Source organism: Marinobacter salexigens, assembly GCF_002806945.1.
Classification (GTDB): domain Bacteria; phylum Pseudomonadota; class Gammaproteobacteria; order Pseudomonadales; family Oleiphilaceae; genus Marinobacter; species Marinobacter salexigens.
In genome coordinates this window covers 191,942-215,386 of the sequence record NZ_NIHC01000001.1, presented here as the reverse complement: position 1 = coordinate 215,386, position 23,445 = coordinate 191,942, and the positions used below count along the sequence as shown (strand labels likewise).

The following is a 23,445-nucleotide window of genomic DNA, read 5'->3' as shown; positions in this document are numbered from 1 at the left end:
GCCCACCTGACCTGAATCAAACGGTAGCAAGCGAATGCCTCATACAATCGTTGTACAATAATTAAGCCTTGGAGGCACATCATGCCATCACTCTCTTCGCCATCAGCGGCTTGTTCTGCTTACGAACTCTGGCGCAGCGGCTATGGCGTCATTCAACATACCAGCACCACCTGCAGCCAGGTTCAGGCGCTGGCTTCACGTCTTGTTTCCGCAGGTCTCCAGCCGGATACCGCTACAGTCTACCGCAAGCTGGCAGATCTTGACCGGCTAACCAGTGCCGGCATGTGGCTGGTCGTACACATGACCTACGCAAACCGCGTTGACATCTCTGGCACTCCATTGGCTGCGAAGGACTTCAAGAGCAACCCCGAAGGCCACACTGGTGGAGCACTGAATATGGTGCCCGCTTACGCAGCCTACATGGCCCTCAATAATCTGACAGGGCATACTCGTAGCTGGCTTATGGGGCAGGGACATTGCGTAGCGGCCATTGATGCACTGAACGTATTAACCGGCAACCTTCTTCCTGAACAGCACAAACGCTACACCGGAATAGACGGGCTGTCACGGATGGTAGCGGATTTCTACAGCTATCAGCAAAAACCCGACGGCAGTGCGGCAGCGCCTTTGGGCAGTCACGTTAACCCATATACAGCGGGTGGCATTATTGAGAGTGGCTACCTGGGCTTTGCTGAGCTTCAGTATGCACACATGCCTCTGCCGGGAGAGTCACTGATTACCTTTCTTTCTGATGGCGCCGCTGAAGAGCAGCGAGGTAGTGACTGGATACCCCGCTGGTGGCGGGCTGAGGATTGTGGCCTGGTGATGCCTATCATGATCGCCAATGGGCGGCGCATTGAACAGCGTACCGAAATGGGTACCCGTGAAGGTCTTGAGCGGTTTGAGGCGAACTTGTCAGCCCACGGATTCGACCCCTTCATATTTGATGGTCGGGACCCGGCGGCCTTCGTGTGTGCGCTTGCAAAAATGGAAGAGGCGCTGCAGCAAAGAAGTGAACGTGCGCTGAAAGGGGAGCTGAATTACCCGGTTCGCATTCCCTATGGTATTGCCAAAACCGACAAAGGTTATGGCTTTTATGGCGCGGGGCTGAACCCTGCCCATAACCTGCCGTTACCGGGCAACCCGCGCATAGATGCAAAATCCCGGGACTTGTTTCAGGAGCACGCATCCCGCCTCTGGGTCGTGCCCCAAGAGCTTGCTGAAAGCGTAGGGCGACTGAAAGAGCACGAACAGCAATCCCGTCCGATGGAGCGCGACCACCCTTTGGCAAGGCGGAATCCGCCAGACCTTGCCATTCCCACCATTCCTCACCGGAACGACACGGTTTCCCCAATGCGGGCGGTGGATGACTTTTTCCGCGCATTAGTTACGCAGAACCCGGATCTTCGGGCTCGAGTTGGCAACCCTGATGAGCTCTCCAGTAACCGCCTGACCGGAATCCTGGCAGATCTGAAGCACCGGGTGAACGACCCGGAGAACGATTCTGAATCGGTGCATGGCAAAATCATCACGGTACTCAACGAGGAGGCAGTTGTGTCTGCCTGCCTGGCGAACAAAGCCGGAATCAATCTGGTGGCGAGCTACGAAGCCTTCTGCGTAAAAATGCTCGGCGCTATTCGTCAGGAACTGATCTTTGCACGGCACCAAAAATCCGTGGGCCGCCCGGCCCGCTGGCTTGGCCTGCCGGTTATCGCCACTTCTCACACATGGGAAAACGGCAAAAACGAACAATCCCATCAGGACACCACTTTCTGTGAAAGCCTGCTGGGAGAAATGAACGATGTGTCCCGGGTGATCTTCCCTGCGGATTACAACAGTGCGCTGGCCGTTCTTCCTTCGGTATTTGCCAAGCGGGGAACCATCAGTTGCATGGTTATTCCCAAGCGCAACCGACCTTGCGTATTCGATGCCCAGGAAGCTGAAACGCTCGCACGGAACGGTGCACTGGTGGTCGACGAAGACACGTCCGGGGGAGAACCGATACTGCTGATTGCCAATGGCGCCTACCAGCTGTCGGAAGCCATCCGGGCCTGCGACCGACTGCGGGAGACCGGTACCTCATTCCGGTTGGTTTATATTCAGGAGCCAGGGCGCTTACGGAAGCCCAGGGATACCCTGGAGGCGGAATATTGCTTATCAGAGATTGAACGGGAGCGCTTGCTACCAGGCCGGCTACACCGAAGAGTGGCACTCACCCACATGCGGCCTGAGGTGTTTCGTGGGCACATACACCCGCTATTTCCGGATCCAGTTCACAGCAGGGTCCTGGGCTACATTAACCGGGGCGGCACGCTCAATGAGGCCGGGATGCTGTTTGCCAACGGCTGTTCCTGGGGCCACATTTTGGCAGCCTGCGCCAGTGTGCTGGACAAGCCACCCGGAGAGTGGCTGTCCAGTGCCGAACTGGCTGCTGTGGAAGGCCGCGGAGACCCAACGCTGATCACCCGCGGCCTTCCCTGACATCAGCCGGGAACAGACTCCACGCGGCGGTTACCTTCACCGGGCCGGACTCTTCGGCTTGCGCTGCGGGTAGTGTCGATGGCGTAATCACGGGATTTGATGGTATCGACAAAGTACCAGTCGGCCCTGGCTTCATCAGCGGTAAAGGTGGCCAGCATGTATCCGCGCTGATTGATGTTCAGGTATTCCAGATCGTCTACCAGCAGGCCGATTCCACCCTCAGCGCCACCGATCAGTTCTTCCGGTAGCCCTAGGTATTCTTCGAGTCCGGGCGACGATACCGAGGCTGCCGCGAACTCCACACCAATCTGATCACCGTATCCATCTCTCAGGTTGTTAGCCCAGGCGTTGTGGGTATCGCCGGCCAGTACTACAAGGTTTTTATCCAGCTGCTTGGCCGTACCCAGTACAACCTCACGCTCATATTGGTAGCCATCCCAAGCGTCCAGATTATAGGGGGCAACGGTATTTATACGTCCCAGTTCGACTTCCGTGAGCGTGGGATCATCAGCCAGCTTACGCCCTTTGAGTTCCGCAAGCTCTGCAAGAGTCTGCGGTAAACCGGCAAGCTTCTCTGGATCCTGGGTCGCAATAGCAACCAACAACTCCGCCGGGAGATTCATCCGCCCCATCAGTATCTGCTGTCCCAACACCTGCCAGGTGGCTGTGGAGTAACCCAGGGAAGCTTTCAGCCAGAGCAGCTGTTCGGCGCCCAACAATGTGCGGCTGGTGCTTCCTACATCCGCAATGAACTGGGCCTGGTTGAGGCTGCCGCCAGAGGAAAAGTAGTCCATATAGTCCAGCTGCTCATCCCGCCCCATATGCCGGGTATCCAACATATGCAGATCCACCAGATTCCCGAAGCTGAAGGTGCGGAAAATCGCCTCGTCATTGCCTTTAATGACCGGACGGATAGGCATCCACTCGAAAAACGCCTGCAAGGCTTCAAGCTTGCGGACGCCATAATCTCCTTCATCGGCACTATGGTTTTCTGCGCCATTCTCCCAAGCGTCGTTAGCGATTTCATGGTCATCCCAAACCACAATAAACGGCACTTTCTGGTGCAGCGCCTGGAGGTCGGCATCACTGCGGTAAATTCCATAACGGCGGCGGTAATCCTTCAGCTTGATCAGCTCAAGATCATTATCCGCAGGGAAGGTGCGGCCCAGTGCTGCAGCATCTGCCGCTGCATAACTGCCAGCCTCACTACTGTACTCATAGATGTAATCGCCCAGGTGCACAACTGCATCCAGATCATTGCGCTTGCTGAGCTCACGATAAACGTTGAAATAGCCTGCGGGGTAGTTAGCACAGGACACCACCGCAAGCCGAACCGAATCCACATTGCCCTCTGGCAAGGTTAGCGTCGTGCCCACAGGAGACTGGCTGTCGGCAGTGTGAAACCGGTAGTAATACGTCTGTGCCGGGGTCAGTCCACGCACATCTACCTTCACGGTAAAGTCGTGGGCATTTTTGGCCTCAGCCGTGCCGGAGTGCACCAGCTGCTCGAAACCCGCATCAGTTGCCACTTCCCAAGCAACACTGACCGGCTTTTCAAAATCCCTTTCTGGCACCACTCGTGTCCAGAGAACCACTCCGTTTGCCAGTGGGTCGCCACTTGCAACACCGTGAGTAAAATCAGTCGCGCGCTTATCATCACTATCAAACACACAGCCGGCCAAGCCAGTTGAGACAACCACTGCGCCCATGCCCATAGCGGACGCTTTCAGGAAGTCCCGCCTCGTAAGTTTTGTCATTGTTATATCGTCCTTTGAATTCCTTGAGCCCGAGCAAACGGTGCCCGAAACACACCTGCGGGTGCCAACTTAGAAACTAGTCCGCTTGAACGAATAACGCACTGCCAAATTGCGACAACGCCATATCAAATTACGACAAGCGCAGTTCATCAAAGAATCGTCAGGAGTAAAAAAGCAAAAAAGAGGCGTAGAAAACAAGAGGAGGCAGGTGCCCGATTCCAAGGGCACCTTTATACTAGCAGCTCGAGCTTAAGACTGGCGCGGATCGGTTTCGGCCACCCAAGGAAGGGTTTTATGACTGTCACGAAAAGCGATCAGGCTTTCAATACCGGAGAAGTCCACAAGATCACGGAAATCGAGCCAGTCCACCAGGCAGTAGAGGCACATGGCAGGGTAATTCCACTCCTCAAATTGGCCTTCTTCTACCTGAGCAGAGAGGGTGCGCAGAGTGGTCATAATGCGTTCGCGCTGCAGATCAAAAAACAATATGCCAGGGGCGTCCACATCCAGGCCAGAGCGTTTCGCCAGCAGCAGGGTAACGGCTGAGTCATTCGCGCCATCAATCAAGGTCATCTGGTTTTGCTGATCCCAGGTAAGCGGATCCCTGCCCTGCTTGGAACTGAGATAACGGGCGATGATTCGGGAGTCGAATATTTCCTGCCCGTCAGTAATTAGCACAGGTATTTTCAGTGCAGGATTGTTGCTTCTGAGTTCGTCGCGATCAGCGCCGTAAATATCGAGGTTAACAAACTCATAACGCTCTTCATCCAGCAGAATACGGATGCGCCGAACATAGGGCGAGGTAGTTGATCCAATCAGCTTCATAAGCTCTCCGGTTATTTAACCCAGTGACACTCTTTATCAGGACTCTTCAGGCAATGTTAATGCTCATTGCATCTGGCTGAAATGTCCCACGTCAGTTCCACTGCTCAGAAATACCGAGCCATACAACGAAAAAAGGCAGCCGAAGCTGCCTTTTTGGCGGTTACTACTCTATCCGAGTGGGATTAGAGAGGAGTAACGTTCTCCGCCTGAGGACCTTTCTGGCCCTGGGTAACGGTGAACTCAACTTGCTGGCCTTCTGCCAGAGTCTTGAAACCGCTGCCCTGAATTGCGCTGTAGTGAACAAAAACGTCCGGGCCGCCTTCACGAGTGATAAAGCCAAAGCCTTTTGCTTCGTTGAAGAACTTAACAGTACCGGTAGTAGTAGACATACTTAAACTTCCTGAAATCAATCATATTATCTGCTGCCATTCACTGAATGTGGCTGGTCAGCGTTTTACGGAAATACAGAACTCGCGGGATCAAAAACAGGACGGTCACTACTAACTGCGGAGTACGTCTTATTCATGAAATGCTTTGCTGAATCTTTCCTTCCAAAACACTCTACTACTGAATCACTGGATTGCCAAGTAGATTTAAAATAAATCCTGTAGGTAGTCGTACCCATCAGCCTTTCATTAGACTAAAGGTGTAAATACCTAATGCAGTCATGAGTATAGAGCCAATCACATGGGCAAGGATGCCAGTAATGGCCAATGCCCACTTGTCGTCCTGAATCGCGGAAAGCATTTCCAGAGAGAAGGTGGAAAAGGTTGTCAGCGCACCACACAAACCGGTGATAGCGAACAGGCGCCATTCAGGCGCCAGTGAACTACCCTGACTGAAGTAACCAATCAGCAAGCCAACCAACCAGCCGCCGCTGAGGTTCGCTGCCAGGGTTCCGTATGGAATTGCCTGGTAGCCAGCATTCAGCCACAGCCCCAGCCACCAGCGCAGGTTAGCGCCGACAACGGCGCCAACACTCACAGCCAGAACGGACAACCACATATCAGCGGCCCGCCCCGTTACGCCGGGTTGTGGTCAATCACCGTGTCCTTGTTGCGGGCGAACTCATCAAACGGGAAATCGTCCACGGTGAGCATTTCCAGCACAACAGCTTCGTAATCACGCATGAATCCGGCTTCTTCTTTGGTGAAAATCTCAGCTTCCAGGGCCGCCTCGAAACGCTCTTCCGGGCGCAAGGCAGTCATCGGCAATTCGCCTTTGGCGTAAGCCTTGGTGGCTTTGCGGTAGAGCTGCTCGGCTTTATCATAGTCTTTCAACAGGCCGTTGTAGCGTACTACAGGGTTCTCTACCGAGCCGTCCCCATCGGTTGTCCAGGTGCTGGCAATCAGCTTGTGACGAATGGGCGTATCGGTGGATATAAACCGGGCGGTTTTGCGCGCAAGGTCGTCATGGGGATTACCCCAGCGCCGGCCCAGAGGCAGAGTGATCCCACGCAGAACCAACGCGACTGCACGATTCGGCAGGTTTTGCAGGAAACCGTCCAGCGCTTCTTCTGTGCGATGCAGCAGCAAGCCAAGGCTGTACTGCATCACCTCTTTCTCACCTTCCACTGGCTGAGTTTCATGCCAGTTCTTGAGCACCATGGAGGCAAGGTACAAATTGGACAGCATGTCGCCCAGCCGCGCAGAGATCAGCTCGCGCATTTTCAGCTCACTGCCAAGAGTGGTCATGGCGGCATCCGAGCACAGGCCAAACGCTGCACTAAAGCGGGCAACCGCCTGAGCGTACTTTCGGCTCGCGCTGTCAAAGGGTACGTCTGCGCGGCCGACGCTCAGCGCCTGGGTAAAGGCTCTTGCTGCGTTACCAAAGATCAGACCAGCGTGGCCAAAGAAGGCATCATCAAAAGCATTGATATCGTCATTATCCTTGGCGGCCAGCTCTTTCAGCACATAGGGGTGACAACGAATGGCCCCCTGGCCAAAGATCATCAGGCTGCGGGTCATGATGTTGGCGCCTTCTACCGTAATGGAAACCGGTGATCCGCTATAGCTGATTCCCAGATAGTTACGGGGGCCAAGGGTCACGGTTTTACCGCCGTGAACATCCATGGCATCCGCCAGAATGCTGCGCTGGAATTCCGTCAAATGATATTTGAGGATTGCAGAGGGCACCGCAGGCTTTTCACCCTTATCGATCATGTTGGCTGTGTGATTAACCGCCGCCTGGGAAATGTAAGTTTTAGCGGCGATTCGAGCCAGTGGCTCCTGAACGCCTTCCATATCTGCAACCGGGGTATTGAACTGTCGGCGAATACGGGTGAATCCGCCCGCAGTACCCACAGCATAAGCTGCAGAACCAGCCGCGCCTGATGGCAACGTAATACAGCGACCAACAGAGAGGCACTCAACCAGCATACGCCACCCCTGACCAGCCATATCCAGACCACCAATAATGTAATCCAGTGGAATGAACACATCCTTGCCGACGATTGGGCCGTTCAGGAAAGGGCTTCCGATAGGGCAATGACGGCGGCCGATTTCCATCCCCTTGGTATCACGGGGGATCAGGGCACAGGTAATGCCGAAATCTTCGGTATCACCAAGCAGACCGTCCGGGTCAAACATGCGGAAAGCGAGGCCCACAACCGTCGCGATGGGTGCCAGGGTGATCCAGCGCTTTTCAAAGTTCAGCTTTATACCAATCACTTCCTTGCCGTCGATTTCCTGCTTGCACACGGTGCCCACATCCGGCAACGAGGTGGCATCAGACCCTGCACGGGTGCCGGTCAGGCCAAAACAAGGAATTTCCCGACCATCGGCCAGGCGCGGCAAGTAGTGTTCTTTCTGCTCTTCGGTGCCGTATTTGAGCAACAGTTCGCCAGGCCCAAGGGAGTTTGGTACGCCCACGGTAACCATGAGCATTTCGTTGGCGGCAATTTTCTGTAGCACGGCTGTTTGGGCTTTTGCCGAGAAACCGAGCCCACCGTACTCTTCGGGAATGATCATTCCGAAGAACTTTTCTTTCTTGAGGAAGTCCCACAACTCTTTAGGAAGGTCGGCGCGTTCTACCGCAATGTCCCAGGCATTACACATAGAAATCGCCTGCTCACACTGGTTGTCTACAAAGGCCTGCTCTTGTTCGCTCAAGCCTGTGTGGCGATTAATCAGCAGGTTGTGCCAATCCGGCTTGCCGGTAAACAGCTCACCGTCCCAACCCACGGTGCCGGCTTCAAGTGCCACTTTCTCGGTATCCGACACCTTGGGGGCCACTTTTTTGAACATGGCAAAGATACGCGGAGTCAGCCAGCCCTGGCGCAGGCCAGGTAGTCCCGCCGCCGCGGTGACAGCAGCGCCAACAAACAAAATCAGTGTCAACCATCCAGATGCAAAGATCATCGACAAAACACCAACCACTACCATTACGCCAATGGCAGGTTTGGCGCCGGATTCACGCCGCATAACAATCAACAGGCCTGCCAGCGCCACTAAAAACAGAATCAAAGTCATCATAGGGTCTCTCTGTCATCCATGGTTCAATTTACAAAATGTTACGTTAAGGGCATCTCAAAAAACAGCCTCACGCCGTGACGATAACCCGAATCCCTTCCAATGCCAGACTGGCATGCCCGATAGCTTCGCGCGCGGCGTCCAGCTGATTGCGGAAATAATCAATTTCCTCATCCCGAATAGCCGGATTCACTTTTTTCAGGGCTTCCAGCCTGCGGATCTCCGGTTCAAAGTTTGCGGCGAGCTGTTCCAGAGCCTTTTGCTTCATCGGCTCCAAGTGCGGTGCAGACAAGCGTTCCACATGATCCACCATGGTTTCTACCTGTGGCCGAATTTGCGGAACAACGGCCTGAGCCGTACGCCGCCGAATGTTGGAGCACAAGTCGTTAAGGCGATCATGAGGCAAAGCCGCAGAGAGTTCCTTGCCATTCACATCGACCAGCAACCGCAAGGGTGAAACGGGCAAGTACCGGGTCAACTGCAAAGATTCCGGTGCGGGGCAGTGCACAGTAAACAAGGCTTCCATCAATAAGGTGCCGGGCGGCAAGGCTTTCACCGACAGACTGGCCAAAGCGGCCTTACCCAGCCCCGAACTGGTCACCGAGTCCATTACGCCGGTAACCATTGGGTGCTCCCAGCTCATGAAGGCGATGTCTTCACGCTCAAGAGCGTGCTGGCGATCCCATGTAACGGTTATGCCATCTTCCGGCAGCTCGGCAACATGGCCAGCTTGGTACTGTTCGCCAGGGCGCAAAATATCGGCATAATCAGAGTGATCCTCAACATCCACTCCAAGAATGTCGAAAGCCTCCATCATGTAATCCCGAACCTGCGCTGAGCCCTCTTCCTGCTCAATGCCAGCAATCAGCTCATCGGCTACATCTCCGCGACAAGAGTTGAGCTCGATGAGAGCATCACGACCATTTTGCAGCAGTGTTTTCAGCCGGCTCGTTTCGGCAGCAGAGGTTTCGACAAGGCTATCCAGCACTGATAACTCGCCTTCAAGAGCGTTTTTCCATTGCTCACTAACAGCTTCCTGAACCGCAACGCCCACAGCACAGCTTTCCGTAAATGCGCTCAACCCCTCATGAAACCAACGGTACTGAACCTCTTGCGAGGTGTTCTGCAGATAGGGAATGTGGATATCAATGGTTTCCGTTTGCCCAATTCGATCAAGCCGCCCGATACGCTGCTCAAGCAAATCCGGATTTGCAGGCAAGTCAAACAGAACCAGATGATGGGCAAACTGGAAGTTGCGGCCTTCACTGCCAATCTCCGAACAAATCAGCGCCTGAGCACCCTGTTCATTGTCAGCAAAATAAGCCGCTGCGCGATCACGCTCTACCAGGCTCAAATGCTCATGGAACGCAGCACTGCGAATACCCGCACGGAGCTGAAGATAATGCTCCAGTGCCATAGCAGTTTCCGCCATAGCACAGATTACCACTACCTTAGCCGGGCGCAAACTTGCCAGCTTTTTCTCAAGCCAGGCCACTCTTGGATCTTCCGCAAGCCACTGCTCTTCAGGTACCGACTGTTCCGGAGCCAGACCGGGGTAGCCAAATTCCTGCCCCTGATACATGTCTGGGCATTCCAATGGAATTGCATTGGCTCGGCGCTCTGGAAAACCCTGAATTGCAGCCCGTGTATTACGGAAAAGAACCCGCCCTGTACCATGGCGATCCAGTAGCGCATCGATAACAGAATCCCGCGGCGAGTCACCTTTCAGCAACTGCTCCAACTCGTCGCCCAGCCAGGCTTCCAGGGCTTTTCGGTCATCCTCACGGATATCAGACTCTCCATCCTTCAAGCGCCGCACTACACTATTAATCGCCTCGTACTGCTGTTCTTCATCCTGAAACGCCTGCAAATCATGAAAACGCGCAGGATCGAGCAGTCTCAGACGGGCAAAGTGGCTTGCCACGCCCACCTGCTCGGGAGTAGCTGTCAGCAACAGAAGGCCTTCGCTAACTGCCGAAAGCTCTTCCACCAACTGATATTCCGGGCTTGCGCTTTCAGGACTCCAGGCCAGGTGATGTGCCTCGTCGACAATCATCAGATCCCAGTCAGCCTTCAGTACGTCAGCCCTGGCTTTCTGGCTATTCACCAGGAAGTCGAGGCTACAGAGCACCAACTGGTCGCTTTCAAAGGGATTAACTGAAGACTCGTCGCCGAAGATATGGTTCATCAAAGCGTCGACATCGTCTTCGGAGTCTTTAAGTGCGTCGTAGCGACTTTGATCAACAATAGAAAAGCGGAGGTTGAAGCGCCGGAGCATCTCAACCAACCACTGGTGAATCAACGAATCCGGCACCACTATCAAAGCTCGTCGGGCACGGCCGGTTTGCAACTGATAATGCAGTATAAGCCCGGCTTCGATGGTTTTTCCAAGACCAACCTCATCTGCCAGAAGCACCCGTGGTGCGTGGCGCTTTGCAACTTCATGAGCAATGTAAATCTGATGCTGCAAGTGCTGTGCGCGGGCTCCAATCAACCCGCGGGCAGGCGAAGCACGCAACCGATCCATGTGCTGCACGGTAGCGTAGCGCAGGCGGAATGCGCCATTGCGATCAAACTGGCCGGCAAACAGGCGCTGATGGGGCGCAGAAAAATTAACGGAACCGGCGAGTTTTACTTCAGATATCTGCTCCAGATCCGCCTCTGGCAGCTCGTCACCTTCCACCAACGGCTCCCCGTGGTACAAGAGCACACCACCAAGATCCTCAACTGCCCGCACCAGATATCTGGCGCCATCGAAGGTCTCAATTTCCTCGCCAATCTGATACACAATCCGCGAAAGCGGCGCGTTATCAATCGCGTAGGTGCGCTCCTCGTCGGCCGCCGGAAAACCCAGGGTAATCCGCCGACCAGAAATATCTGTAACTATCCCCAGCCCTAGCGCTGTATCACTGTGGCTAACCCAACGCTGACCAATAGCAAAATCCGATGCGTCCAAAAAACCTCCAACCTCTTTAATTTCGTGTTGCGCCGTTTTCGCGCACCCAATAGGCAGTTGCCCCGCAAACAGCAGCGGGAACCACAAAAAGATTCAAAATGGGCACCATGGCAGCCAATGCCACCGGCAACCCGAAACCCAAAGCAGATAGCCGCGTATCGGCAAGCAACTGGCGCAAAGCCTTGAAGCTCACCCTTTGGTTATCTGCGGGATAATCCACATACTGCAGAGCCATCATCCAACTGTTGAATAACAGCCATAGAACCGCAGCCACCAGATTGACCACCGGAATCAGGCCAATAATAAACAGGCCTAAAGCCCGGGGCAGGTAATAGACAATTTTCTGCACCTCCCGCCAAAGCGCTCGGGGGATGTCTTTTATAATTGCAGCCCAGCCGTCTTCAGAACTGACTTCCTGGCCCGTGAGATGCTTTTGCGTGAGTTCTGCCAAGTACCCATAAAAAGGCGAACCTATAAGGTTGGCAACAATCACGAAACCGTATGCCAGCATAAGCAGAATCACCGCGCCATACAGAATCCAGAACAGCCAATCCAACGCCTGCAGCCAGGCCCAGTCGGGCAACCAGCCCATGGCAGCAGCAATCAAAACAGTAAAGAGTTCGCCCAGAAAATAGAACAGTAGCCCAAAGAGGAAAATATTGATGATGAGCGGAATTACGACAAACAGCCGTAAGCCAGGCTGGCGAATCAGGTGAAAACCCTCACCCAGATAGCCCAGGCCACGAAAAAAATTACCTCTGAGCATCGCCGATTAGCCCTCCGCTTCAATGACATTTACGGGGCGCAAAGCATATCATGTTGAAAACCTTCACACAGCCAGAGAACTCTGACGGATTTCACCAATGGCCACACTGAAACACCAACTGACGAGCTTATTGAACTTCCGGCCACTGTGGCGCTTTGCCCTGCTGCTCTCGGTGATTGCCATTGGGTTTCTGGCGACTACCAGTAACAGTTACCCAATCCCTTCCGCCCCCAGCGACAAGGTTAATCACTTGATTGCGTTTATTGAGCTGACGATTGTTACTCGGCTAGCCTGGCCAAACCTGCGCGCCATCTGGTACGCACCCGCGCTGCTGGCTTTTGGGCTAGGCATTGAGGTTGTGCAGGCCAACCTTCCTTACAGGGATTTTTCCCTGGCAGACCTGGCTGCCGACGGCGCAGGGATACTGATCGGCCTCCTTCCTTGGCCATTCCTGCCCAAAAACAGCGATCAAGACTTGCGAGATTCGCCCAAACCCTTGTGAGACATCTCGCACAAGCTTGTGAGAACTTCCAGCATTCTAAGGTGCGCAACATCTACCCGAATACCAGCCGGACACCTAACTAACTGATTCTGTTAACGGTTATTAATGTGGCCCGAAAACCAGCCTCACAGAAACGTGCCTGGCTCACAAATTTACCTGGTCGCTCGTTGCTATAGTGAACTCGTCAAGGATGACAAGGATAAGGACGACGCACTGGATGCGCCCTTGCACGGAGCGCAAGGAGAAGCAGGGACACAGGAACTCCTGGCTTAAGGGATAACTATTTGGATTACTGGCTAGGATGCCGGTTCCACGGAGTGGCAAAAGGATTCGCAACACGGTTGTTGCACTCAGCGCAAGGATGCGCCGACCTGTTCCGGTAAAGGGCAACCCAAGGGTTGCCCTTTTTTTGCTTTCCAATTCGGCGCAGGCCCCCATACATCCGTTATACTGCGGCCTCATTCTGGCAAACGACTGATTCCTGAAATGCCAAGCAGATCCGATACCGACGATTACCTCTCTCTATTTCTGAACGACATTCCACTAATGGATGTCCGGGCACCCGTGGAATTTGCCAAAGGTAGCTTCCCACAAGCCGTAAATGCTCCTTTGATGAACGATGAGGAGCGCCACCGGGTCGGAATCTGCTACAAGGAAAAAGGCCAGGACGCAGCCATTTCACTCGGGCACCAACTGGTTTCCGGCGATATTCAGGCGCAAAGAATTGAGGCCTGGAAGCGCTTCATAGCAAGCCACCCCGAGGGCTACCTATTCTGTTTTCGTGGCGGTCTACGTTCCAGGCTCACCCAGCAGTGGATCCGCGATGCCGGCATTAACTACCCGCTGGTCATAGGCGGTTACAAAACATTGCGCCGCTTCCTTATTGATAGCCTCGACGAGCTCACCGAATCCGGCGACTTTCGCATTCTCAGCGGCCGCACCGGTACCGGCAAAACCCGGGTACTGCAGCAACTGCCCAACCCGGTTGACCTGGAAAGGCTGGCAAACCACAGAGGCTCCAGCTTCGGGCGACAGGTAACGCCACAGCCATCACAAATAGATTTTGAAAACCGCTTGGCCGTAGCCATGCTGAAAGCGCACCACCTGAAAGGTGGCGCTATCTATCTGGAAGATGAAAGCCGCCTGGTTGGTCGATGCGCCTTACCCGACACCTTGAAAGAGCGCATGGCACAAGCTCCCCTGCTTATTCTTGAGCAATCACTGGAAGACCGTGTTCAAATTATCCGGGAAGATTATGTCGTAAATATGTGCGCAGATTACAAGCAGCGCGACGGAGAAGAAGCCGGCTGGCTGAATTTCCGTGACTACCTGCTGGGATCACTTGAACGCATACGTAAACGCTTGGGTGGCGAACGCCATCGCCAGCTGCACAGCATTATGGAACAAGCGCTGACCCAACAGGAGAGTAACGGCAAGTTACACGCCCACGACGACTGGATTCAGCCTCTGCTGCAGGAATACTATGACCCTATGTACGACTACCAACTTCGTCAAAAACAGGGTCAAATCCTTGTTCGTGGTGGTCCAGCCACACTGATCGACTGGGCCAATGCAGCGTTGCCGGCACAGCTATCTTCATAGCGGCTTTGATTTCCTCTCTTCTCTTTCTCTGCTATAAACTGACCGTGGGTGGCTCCTGGCTACGCCAAAATCATTAAAAAAAGCTTAAATGCACCAAAAACAGATATCTACAAGGAGTTCCTATGGAAGACCTGTTCGGCGCTGACGGCGCCGCATCCCAGTATATGGATCAAGCCATTGCTCTGATTATGACTTACGCCCCGAAAGTTCTGCTGGCCATCCTCACACTGATCATCGGTATGTGGCTGATCAACCGCTTTGTCGGCGTACTGGATTCGAAGCTAGGCAAGAAAGACCCCACCCTGAACAAGTTCCTGTGCGGCCTTGTCAGCGCCATTCTGAAAATACTGCTGCTCATCTCTGTCGCCTCCATGGTCGGCATTGCCACCACTTCCTTCGTTGCCATTATCGGTGCCGCCGGCCTGGCCGTTGGTCTTGCATTGCAAGGCAGCCTGGGGAACTTTGCAGGCGGTGTGCTGATCCTGCTTTTCAAGCCATTCAAGGTAGGCGATGCCATCGAAGCACAAGGCTTTCTTGGCTCAGTGCGTGAAATCAGCATCCTCTACACCATTATCGACACCTTCGATAATCGCCGCGTCGTCATACCAAATGGCCAGCTATCCAATGCCAGCCTGACCAACATGAGTGTCTATGAAACCCGCCGCTGCGACATGTCCTTTGGCATCGGCTACAACGATGACATTGACAAGGCCAAAGCCATTATTGCGCGGTTGATTTCTGAAGATGAGCGCGCCTTGAAAGATCCTGCCCCCCTGATTGTGGTTGGCAGCTTGGGCGATAGTTCGGTAAACCTGACCGTGCGCGCCTGGACCAAGGCCGGTGATTTGTGGCCTTTTAACTGGGACATGCAGGAGCGGGTGAAAAAGGCGTTTGATGCGGAAGGTATCTCCATTCCTTTCCCCCAGCGCGATGTGCATTTGTATAAATCCGAGTGAATTAGCATTCCGTATCCCTTGGATACAACCCGTTACTCGCATTCGGCACAACCTCAGCTAAGCTGACGATTAATGGCGGGGCCAAATGGCCCCGCCAGAAGGTCGCCGGAGTGGAAGGAGTCCGTCCTGACACTGCGGGTTGCTGTCATTGCTGGTAGGAGGCTGTCACTATGCCGATACAGCAGTTAAAAGAATTTCTGGATGAGGCCAATGTTGAATACATGTGCCTCACTCACCCCCCCGCGTTTACCGCACAACAGCTTGCTCACCATGTAAAAATTGCCGGTGACAAGGTCGTCAAAACCGTCATTATTGAACTCGATGGAAAAATGGCCATGCTGGTCATGCCGGCCACCTTTCGTGTTCGTTGGGAAAGCCTGTCCCGCATTCTGGATACTGATTTTGTTGATCTTGCCGATGAGCAGGAATTTCAGGATCGCTTCCCGGAGTGTGAAGTTGGCGCTATGCCCCCTTTTGGCAACCTGTTTGGCATGACAGTGTACTGTGCGGAGCCGCTAACAGAACAACCGGAGATCGCTTTTGCGGCCGGAAGCCATACCGAATCCGTGCACATGAAAACCCGGGATTTTCTGAACCTGGTTCAACCAATAGTGCTCAACCGGGGATTTATGAAACCCGGGGCCCAGAAGCCGGCCTGGATGAAAAAGAGCAGGCGACAGCCTTTAGAAGCTTCTGAACAACAGATTTCGGGCACTATGGGTTAATGGTTTTTTAAAAGCGGCTTAGTCTGGTTCGCTTGTCTGTTCTTGGCCTTCGCGTAAACTGTAGGCATCAGACAGGAACCCGATATGACTCAAGCTTTTGACATTGTGATTGCGGGTGCCGGCATGGTCGGCGCTGCACTGGCTACCGGCCTCGGGCGAGAGGGCTTCCGTGTCGCGATGGTTGATCGCGCCCCGGCCCCCGAGTTCGACCCGGAGGCCGCCCCCGATATCCGCGTATCGGCCCTCAGCGCAGGCAGCGAACGTTATCTGCAGCACTTGGGTGCCTGGGGCCACATCCTCAGTATGCGGGCAACACCCTACCGCCGCCTCGGTGTGTGGGATGAAACCCCGCATCCCCTGAGCATCCTGCTTCCACGAACATCCAACCAGGTGGAGTTCGATGCCGCCAGGCTAAACACTTCTCACCTTGGTCATATTGTTGAAAACTCCGTGACTCAACAGGGCCTTTGGCGCGCAGCTGAAGCAGACCCATCAGTCACCATCCTGGCCGGCAATGGTGTCTCAAGCATTACCCAATCTGATGACTGCGCGATGGTTACCCTGGAAAACGGAGAGGCGCTAAGGGCAACACTCGTTATCGGTGCAGATGGCGGCCAATCCCGAGTGCGGGATATGGCCGGTATTGGCGTTACCCGGAATCAGTACGGCCAGCAGGCCATGATCATTTCCGTGCGTTATCAGGGACCGGTACAAGACATCACCTGGCAGGGTTTTTATCCTTCGGGGCCAAGGGCTTTTTTACCCTTGTACAGTGCTGGCGCCGACCATCCAGGCGAGAGCCGTGCTTCACTGGTATGGTACGACTCACCAGAGGAACTCACCCGCCTGAAAGGTCTGAGCAGTGAGGCATTGAGGGTGGAGATACAGCAGGGCTTTCCGACAGAACTGCCGCAGCTGACTCACATTGAAGCGCGCGGCAGCTTTCCCATTGCCCGCCAGCACGCGAAACATTACTCGGCAGGTCGAATTGTTCTGGTGGGGGATGCAGCTCATACCATCAACCCCTTGGCCGGACAGGGTGTGAACCTCGGTTTTCAGGATGCTCAGTGCCTGCAAAATACTCTCAAAGAGGCCCGAAGGGCGGGCAGGGATCTGGCTGAAGCTTCAGTGCTGGCCAGCTACGAGCAGCAACGGCGACCAGCGAACCGGCGCATGATGTATGCCATGGATGCATTCTACCATCTGTTCAGCAACCAGATTCCGCCCGTTCACCTGCTCCGCAATCTGGGTTTGGGCGCCGCTCGCGCCCTGCCCTTTGCCCGTAATCAGGTGGCTCGCTATGCCATGGGCATCGACGATGAGCTGCCGGCGGTTATTCGGCAACTCACAGCCCGCTTACCCGGGCTGAACCAGCTTTAAGTGTTCAGTCCACAACGTGATCTACATAGAGTGACGACAATAAAAGGAAGCCAAAATGTCTGAAACACTTTTTACCAAAATCATCAATCGCGAAATCCCGGCGGATATCGTTTACGAAGACGACATCAGCCTGGCCTTCAAGGACATCAATCCTCAAGCGCCAGTGCATCTGCTAATCATCCCGAAAAAGCTGATCGCGACCATTAACGACATTGAAGAGATGGATCGCGAACTGGTCGGTCACCTGTACTGGGTCGCCGCCAAGCTCGCAAAAGAGATGGGCTTTGCTGAGGATGGCTACCGCACTGTGATGAATTGCGGTGAAAACTCAGGCCAGACCGTATTCCATATTCACCTGCACTTGCTGGCAGGAAAACCTCTGGGATGGCCGCCTTATACCGACAAAATGAAGCAGGCCTGACCGACTCAGACACGGCGTGGGGCTTAACGCCCCACGACCCGCTCAGCTTCTTCCATAGGTGTATGGCGAACATCTTCGCCTTTGACCATGAAAATCACGTTCTCGGCAATGTTGCAGGCGTGATCCCCCACCCGTTCCAGTGATCGCAGAACCCACATGACTGACATGCACCGTGAGATATTGCGGGGGTCTTCCATCATAAAGGTCAGCAGAGTGCGGGCCGCAGCCTGATATTCCTCATCCACCCGTTTGTCTTCTTTCATTACACGCAGTGCCTGCTCGGAATCCAGACGGGCAAACGCATCCAGTGAATCGTGAAGCATGGTCATCACATGGGCGCTAATATTGCGCACCTCCACATAGCCCTGGGGCGACTGACCTTCGTCCAAAAGCTTAATGGCAAACTTGGCGATTTTCTTGGCTTCATCGCCTACTCGCTCCAGATCTGCAACCATTCGGATCACCGAAATCACCAGCCTCAGATCTCGAGCTGTCGGCTGGCGACGGGCAATGATGAGCATGGCCTCTTCATCAATTTCCATCTCCATGCGGTCTACCAGATCATCTTTGCCCCGTATTTCTTCGGCCAACTGGCCATCGCCCTCAATGAGTGCTTTAACTGCGCTGTCGATCTGCGTCTCAACCAGACCACCCATTTTCAGGAATCGGGTTTGCAGGGCCAGCAATTCATCATTGAATCGATTGGAGATGTGGTCTCCGTATACGTCATCTTTTTTCGTAGGCATTGTGACTCTCCCCTGTTCTTTAAACCCTGGATCAGCCAAACCGGCCAGTGATGTAGGATTCCGTCAATTCATGTTCCGGCATGGTGAAGACCTTGCTGGTGTCGTTTACTTCCACAAGGTGGCCCAGGTGGAAGTAGGCAGTGCGATTGGAAACCCGCGCAGCCTGCTGCATGGAGTGGGTCACGATCACTATGGTGTAGCTTTCGGACAACTCGGCAATCAACTCTTCAATGCGCGCGGTTGCAATCGGGTCCAGCGCCGAACAAGGTTCATCCATCAGCACCACTTCCGGGCTGACCGCTATGGCTCTGGCGATACACAACCGCTGCTGCTGGCCGCCAGACATTCCCGTTGCCATAGCTCCAAGGCGATCCTTTACCTCATTCCACAATCCCGCCTTACGAAGGCTGTTTTCCACAATGTCATCCAGGTCTGACTTACGATTGGCCAGGCCATGAATTCGGGGGCCGTAGGCAACGTTATCGTAGATGGATTTGGGGAAGGGGTTAGGCTTCTGGAATACCATGCCAACCCGGGCGCGCAGCTCCACCACATCCCGTTTAGGATCGTAGATGTCCTGTCCGTCCAGTAACAACGAGCCTTTGATCCGGCAGCTCTCGATACTGTCGTTCATCCGGTTCAGGCAGCGCAAAAAGGTGGACTTACCGCAGCCTGAAGGCCCGATAAACGCAATGACCTCGTTACGGGCAATATCCAGGCTGATGTTTTTGATGGCCGGCGTATCGCCATAAAACACCTCCACATTCCGCAGCTGAAACTTTGGGTCGTCCGTAAACGGGGTGCCTACGGTTTTCCCTTCTTCGATCACTGTGTCTGCCGGGCGCTCATCCCGAGCCAGTGTCCGGTTCGCTTCAGGCATATCAGCCTCTCTTTTAGTTGCTGTGTTCATATTGCTGGAGATGGTACTCATCATAGTGTCTTGTCTCTTTACCAACGGCGCTCAAGGCGTTTACGCAGCCAGATGGCGAATGCGTTCATGGTGATCAGGAAAGCGAGCAGTACCATAATGCCGGCGGAGGCCAGTTCCACGAATCCCTGCTCTGCACTGCCGGCCCAAATGAAAATCTGTACGGGCAACACGGTGGCGGAACTGAAGAAGCCATCCGGTATCTCCACAATAAACGCCACCATGCCAATCAGCAGCAGAGGTGCCGTCTCGCCCAGGGCTTGCGCCATACCAATGATGGAGCCGGTCAACATGCCAGGCATGGCAAGGGGCAGAACATGGTGCAACACCACCTGCATTTTCGATGCGCCTATGCCTTCGGCTGCCTCGCGGATCGACGGAGGCACACTCTTGATGGCCGCACGGCTCGAAATAATGATGGTGGGCAGAGTCATCAGCGCCAGCACCAAGCCGCCCACAACGGGCACCGATCGGGGCATACCGAACAGGCCGATGAATACCGCCAGCCCCAGCAACCCGAAGATGATGGAGGGCACAGCTGCCAGGTTGTTGATGTTGACCTCAATAAAGTCCGTCAGTCGGTTACTGGGTGCAAACTCTTCCAGATATATGGCCGCTGCCACACCCACCGGGAAGGCAATGACCAGGGTAATGCCCATGGTGAGCAAGGAGCCAACCAGTGCGCCGAGAATGCCCGCGTTAGAGGGCTCTCGTGAATCACCACTGGTGAAAAACACATCGTTAAACCCGGTATCGATCACGCCTTTGCTGAGCAGTTCATCCGTCCAGCGCTGCTGCTGTTCGCTCAATCGAATGGAATACCCAGGGTCGCCGGAATGCTTTACGTAAACGGACACCGTATCGTGGGCCGGGAACTCAATGGTTCGAGTAGTGCCCAGCCAATCCGGATTCTCCTTCAGCAAGTCACGAACCTGGTTACTGGCATAGCTGCCGGTCATGCGGCTAAGCTCCCGCCTATCCGCCCGGCTGGTAGCCTCCGGGAAATACGCCTGCATGGCCTTGATGATGGGCGCCTGAAAGTCTGCCATGGCGATCTGTTCCGGATCTGAGGCATCGTTCAGGTACATCAGTTCACCATCCAGATGCACCTCAAGGGTCACGGTGGTTTTGATGAAACCGGTGTATCCCTTGCTGATAATGTCGGTAAACAGAATCACCAGCGAGAAGAGCGCAATGGAAATAGCCGTGATGCCATAAAGGCGGAACCGGCGCTCCTTGCGATAGCGGCGCTTGAGCGAACGGCGGATCAGCTCCGCCTGCGAGCCTTCACGCTCCGCGTGTGAACCTGGCTTAGTCATATTGTTCCCTGTATTTACGCACGACTTTCAGTGCGATCACGTTCAGCAGAAGCGTTACGATGAAGAGCATCATGCCGAGGGCGAACGCGGCCAGTGTTTTGGCGCTGTCGAACTCCTGGTCACCGGTTAGCAGGGTGACAATCTGTACGGTTACAGTAGTCACTGAATCCAGAGGGTTGGCCGTCAGGTTTGCGGCCAGACCAGCGGCCATCACCACTATCATGGTTTCACCAATGGCACGGGAAGCGGCCAGCAAAATGCCGCCCATAATGCCGGGCAGCGCCGCCGGAAATATTACATTTTTCATGGTTTCAGACTGAGTGGCGCCCAGCGCCAGGGAGCCATCTCTAAGGCTGCGCGGCACGGCATTGATCACGTCATCAGACAAGGAAGACACAAAGGGAATAATCATGATGCCCATCACCAAGCCCGCAGCCAAAGCGCTCTGGGAAGAGGCTTCAAGGCCCAGCATCAGAGCCAGATCGCGGATGAAAGGCGCTACTGTGAGCGCCGCAAAGAAGCCATAAACCACGGTGGGCACACCCGCCAGCATTTCCAGAAGGGGCTTGACCACCGAGCGCATCCTTGGGCTGGCGTATTCTGAAAGATAAACCGCCGACAACAGGCCCACCGGCACGGCAATCAGCATGGCAATGGCAGAGATCATCAGGGTGCCAGTGAAGAGCGGAATAACGCCAAACGCGCCCTCTGAACCTACCTGATCCGCCCGCAGCGCAGTTTGCGGGCTCCAGTTGGTGCCAAACAGAAACTCGCTCATCGGCACCTTGCCAAAGAAGCGGACGGTTTCAAAAATAACGGAAAAAACAATACCGATGGTGGTCAGAATCGCCACAGCGGCACACACAAAGAACAGGCGCTGAAGCGTAAGTTCCACGCTCTTGCGAGCATTGATAGTCGGAGCTACTCGTGTCCAGGCGAAGGTGCCGCCAAGAACCGCAATCAAAACAACCAAAAGGCTTTTGAAGCGGCTGCTTTGCTCTCGCAACTCTTGCAGCAACACAGCGGCACTGGAAATGCCATCGGGCACCATGGCGGGGTTCAGCTTGCCAGCTGCCAGGTTACTGATCTGGGATAGCGTCAGGCTGGCATGCCCTGCCGATTGCGGCATCAACTCTGCCGGCAGGGAAGCCATCACCATGTTCTGAATAACCTTGCCTTCAAACGCGGCCCAGGCACCCAGGATGATCAAGGCTGGTATCGCACACCAAAGCGCAGCCCTGGCGGCATAGTATGCCGGCAGGGCCTTGAGATTACGGATGCCCCCCAGGGGCGCTGCCACAGCCCGGGAACGCATATAAGCGAACCCGTAAGCTACTGCGGCAAGCACCAGAACCAGGGGCAGTAAGTCAGCCGTCTGCATTAAAGCTCATCACCTGTCATTGGTTTGAGTTCCCGAACAGCCTTCGCGGTTTCCATGCGAACGTTGCGGGGGTTAGGGATCAGCCCAACATCCACCAGGTAACCATTATCGCCCCAGGCGCCTTCGGTGGTGAATTCCTGCGCATACTCGGCAATGCCTGGAACCACACCTGCGTGGGCATTCTTGATATAGAAGAACAGAGAGCGGGCAACCGGGTACTCTTCATCGGCGATGGTGTCTGGTGTTGGCGCCACTCCGTTGATAGTCGTTGCCTGAATTTCACCGCTGTTTTCCATGAGGAAACTGTAGCCAAAGATGCCCAGGGTGTCTTTGTCCTGCACCAGACGCTGCACGATCAAGTTATCGTTTTCGCCGGCCTCAACGAATGCGCCATCTTCACGCATATTGTGGCAAACGCCGCGCATTTCTTTCTTTTCCATGGCCTTGATGAAGCCGTAGGTTTTGCAGCCGCCTTCCATCGCAATTTCCACGAAGGCATCACGGGTGCCAGAAGTGGGGGGCGGCCCCATCACACGGATGGCCTTACCAGGCAGGCTGGAATCGATATCGCTCCACTTCTCATAAGGGTTGGCAACCAGCTTGTCACCGCCTTTTGGGTCGGGAACTTCTTTGGCCAGCGCCAGGAACACCTGCTGCAGGCTCAGATCCATCTGGGCAGCTTGCTTGGAGTTTGCGATTACAATGCCATCAGCGCCGATTTTTACTTCAGTAATGGCTTCCACGCCATTACGCTGGCACATTTCGAATTCGCTGGTTTTCATCCGGCGAGAGGCGTTGGTAATGTCCGGGTGCTGAGTACCAATACCCGCACAGAACAGCTTGAAGCCGCCACCAGAACCCGTTGATTCCAGCTTGGGTGTAGGAAAGCTGGTGTTGCGGCCAAAGCGCTCGGCTACAACCGTTGCAAAAGGATAAACCGTTGAAGAACCCACAACGTTGACGGTGTCACGGGCCATTGCCGGAGCGGAAAGCATGGATAACCCGCCAGTCAGTGCAACGATAGCAAAAGCTGTATTCGGTTTAATCACGTTAAATCTCCATCAGTCACTAAAATTGTGTACAGCACCGGTTTACTGATGGCTAAAGACTAGAGCTTGTGTGTGACAGCTTTGTTACACCTGCTGAAATATTGTGCCGAAGCAGCAAATAAGCTTGCAGCCGTGCTGCAGGTCGTTACCATGCTAAGAAAATAATTCCAGACTCTAATAA

19 protein-coding genes are annotated in these 23,445 nt (G+C 54.5%); 7 read left to right on the top strand and 12 right to left on the bottom strand.

Annotation, left to right across the window (positions count from 1 at the left end):
- The first annotated feature begins 81 nt into the window (after positions 1-81).
- Positions 82-2,481, top strand: a complete 2,400-nt coding sequence (locus tag CDH47_RS00980) for a phosphoketolase family protein (RefSeq protein ID WP_100637966.1) — start codon at positions 82-84, stop codon at positions 2,479-2,481.
- A 2-nt stretch (positions 2,482-2,483) separates the two neighbouring features.
- On the opposite strand, the gene CDH47_RS00975 is transcribed toward CDH47_RS00980, so the two are convergent.
- The 7 genes from CDH47_RS00975 to cysZ form a co-directional block, all read right to left on the bottom strand.
- Positions 2,484-4,238 carry an alkaline phosphatase D family protein gene (locus CDH47_RS00975; protein ID WP_100637965.1) on the bottom strand — a complete coding sequence of 585 codons (1,755 nt, stop codon included), beginning with the start codon at positions 4,236-4,238 and terminating at the stop codon, positions 2,484-2,486.
- Positions 4,239-4,487: 249 nt separating this feature from the next.
- Positions 4,488-5,063 carry a glutathione S-transferase family protein gene (locus CDH47_RS00970; RefSeq protein WP_100637964.1) on the bottom strand — a complete coding sequence of 192 codons (576 nt, stop codon included), beginning with the start codon at positions 5,061-5,063 and terminating at the stop codon, positions 4,488-4,490.
- A gap of 182 nt (positions 5,064-5,245) precedes the next feature.
- Positions 5,246-5,452 carry a cold-shock protein gene (locus tag CDH47_RS00965; protein ID WP_071265711.1) on the bottom strand — a complete coding sequence of 69 codons (207 nt, stop codon included), beginning with the start codon at positions 5,450-5,452 and terminating at the stop codon, positions 5,246-5,248.
- Positions 5,453-5,687: 235 nt separating this feature from the next.
- Positions 5,688-6,068 carry a fluoride efflux transporter CrcB gene (crcB, locus tag CDH47_RS00960; RefSeq protein WP_100637963.1) on the bottom strand — a complete coding sequence of 127 codons (381 nt, stop codon included), beginning with the start codon at positions 6,066-6,068 and terminating at the stop codon, positions 5,688-5,690.
- A gap of 17 nt (positions 6,069-6,085) precedes the next feature.
- Positions 6,086-8,536 carry an acyl-CoA dehydrogenase gene (locus CDH47_RS00955; protein ID WP_100637962.1) on the bottom strand — a complete coding sequence of 817 codons (2,451 nt, stop codon included), beginning with the start codon at positions 8,534-8,536 and terminating at the stop codon, positions 6,086-6,088.
- Between the two features lie 67 nt (positions 8,537-8,603).
- Entirely contained in the window at positions 8,604-11,489 is a 2,886-nt protein-coding gene (rapA, locus tag CDH47_RS00950) for an RNA polymerase-associated protein RapA (RefSeq protein ID WP_100637961.1), read from the bottom strand.
- A 16-nt stretch (positions 11,490-11,505) separates the two neighbouring features.
- Positions 11,506-12,255 (bottom strand): sulfate transporter CysZ, encoded by a 750-nt coding sequence (gene cysZ / locus CDH47_RS00945; protein WP_100637960.1) that lies wholly within the window; start codon positions 12,253-12,255, stop codon positions 11,506-11,508.
- Between the two features lie 97 nt (positions 12,256-12,352).
- On the opposite strand from cysZ, the gene CDH47_RS00940 reads away from it, so the two are divergent.
- The 6 genes from CDH47_RS00940 to CDH47_RS00910 all read left to right on the top strand — a co-directional run bounded on the left by CDH47_RS00940 (position 12,353) and on the right by CDH47_RS00910 (position 17,841).
- A complete protein-coding gene (locus CDH47_RS00940) occupies positions 12,353-12,757 on the top strand; it encodes a VanZ family protein (RefSeq protein WP_100637959.1) in 405 nt (134 codons plus the stop codon).
- 486 nt (positions 12,758-13,243) lie between these two features.
- Complete coding sequence (mnmH, locus tag CDH47_RS00930) at positions 13,244-14,359, top strand: tRNA 2-selenouridine(34) synthase MnmH (protein WP_100637957.1); 1,116 nt, start codon at positions 13,244-13,246, stop codon at positions 14,357-14,359.
- A 122-nt stretch (positions 14,360-14,481) separates the two neighbouring features.
- Complete coding sequence (locus CDH47_RS00925; protein WP_100637956.1) at positions 14,482-15,315, top strand: mechanosensitive ion channel family protein; 834 nt, start codon at positions 14,482-14,484, stop codon at positions 15,313-15,315.
- 170 nt (positions 15,316-15,485) lie between these two features.
- Positions 15,486-16,040 carry an aminoacyl-tRNA deacylase gene (locus CDH47_RS00920; RefSeq protein ID WP_100637955.1) on the top strand — a complete coding sequence of 185 codons (555 nt, stop codon included), beginning with the start codon at positions 15,486-15,488 and terminating at the stop codon, positions 16,038-16,040.
- 84 nt (positions 16,041-16,124) lie between these two features.
- Positions 16,125-17,420 (top strand): FAD-dependent monooxygenase, encoded by a 1,296-nt coding sequence (locus CDH47_RS00915; RefSeq protein WP_100637954.1) that lies wholly within the window; start codon positions 16,125-16,127, stop codon positions 17,418-17,420.
- A gap of 55 nt (positions 17,421-17,475) precedes the next feature.
- The gene (locus CDH47_RS00910) at positions 17,476-17,841 is read left to right on the top strand and encodes a histidine triad nucleotide-binding protein (protein WP_100637953.1); all 366 of its coding nucleotides are present in this window, start codon (positions 17,476-17,478) and stop codon (positions 17,839-17,841) included.
- Between the two features lie 23 nt (positions 17,842-17,864).
- On the opposite strand, the gene phoU is transcribed toward CDH47_RS00910, so the two are convergent.
- The 5 genes from phoU to CDH47_RS00885 all read right to left on the bottom strand — a co-directional run bounded on the left by phoU (position 17,865) and on the right by CDH47_RS00885 (position 23,264).
- Positions 17,865-18,587: a phosphate signaling complex protein PhoU gene (phoU, locus tag CDH47_RS00905; RefSeq protein ID WP_100637952.1), complete on the bottom strand. Its 723-nt coding sequence runs from the start codon at positions 18,585-18,587 to the stop codon at positions 17,865-17,867.
- Between the two features lie 31 nt (positions 18,588-18,618).
- Positions 18,619-19,467, bottom strand: a complete 849-nt coding sequence (gene pstB, locus CDH47_RS00900) for a phosphate ABC transporter ATP-binding protein PstB (protein WP_205077473.1) — start codon at positions 19,465-19,467, stop codon at positions 18,619-18,621.
- A gap of 68 nt (positions 19,468-19,535) precedes the next feature.
- Positions 19,536-20,834 carry a phosphate ABC transporter permease PstA gene (gene pstA / locus CDH47_RS00895; protein WP_100637951.1) on the bottom strand — a complete coding sequence of 433 codons (1,299 nt, stop codon included), beginning with the start codon at positions 20,832-20,834 and terminating at the stop codon, positions 19,536-19,538.
- Complete coding sequence (gene pstC / locus CDH47_RS00890) at positions 20,827-22,215, bottom strand: phosphate ABC transporter permease subunit PstC (RefSeq protein WP_100637950.1); 1,389 nt, start codon at positions 22,213-22,215, stop codon at positions 20,827-20,829. The genes pstA and pstC overlap by 8 nt, the downstream gene beginning before the upstream one ends.
- Positions 22,215-23,264: a substrate-binding domain-containing protein gene (locus tag CDH47_RS00885; RefSeq protein WP_420843652.1), complete on the bottom strand. Its 1,050-nt coding sequence runs from the start codon at positions 23,262-23,264 to the stop codon at positions 22,215-22,217. The genes pstC and CDH47_RS00885 overlap by 1 nt, the downstream gene beginning before the upstream one ends.
- Positions 23,265-23,445: the final 181 nt, after the last annotated feature.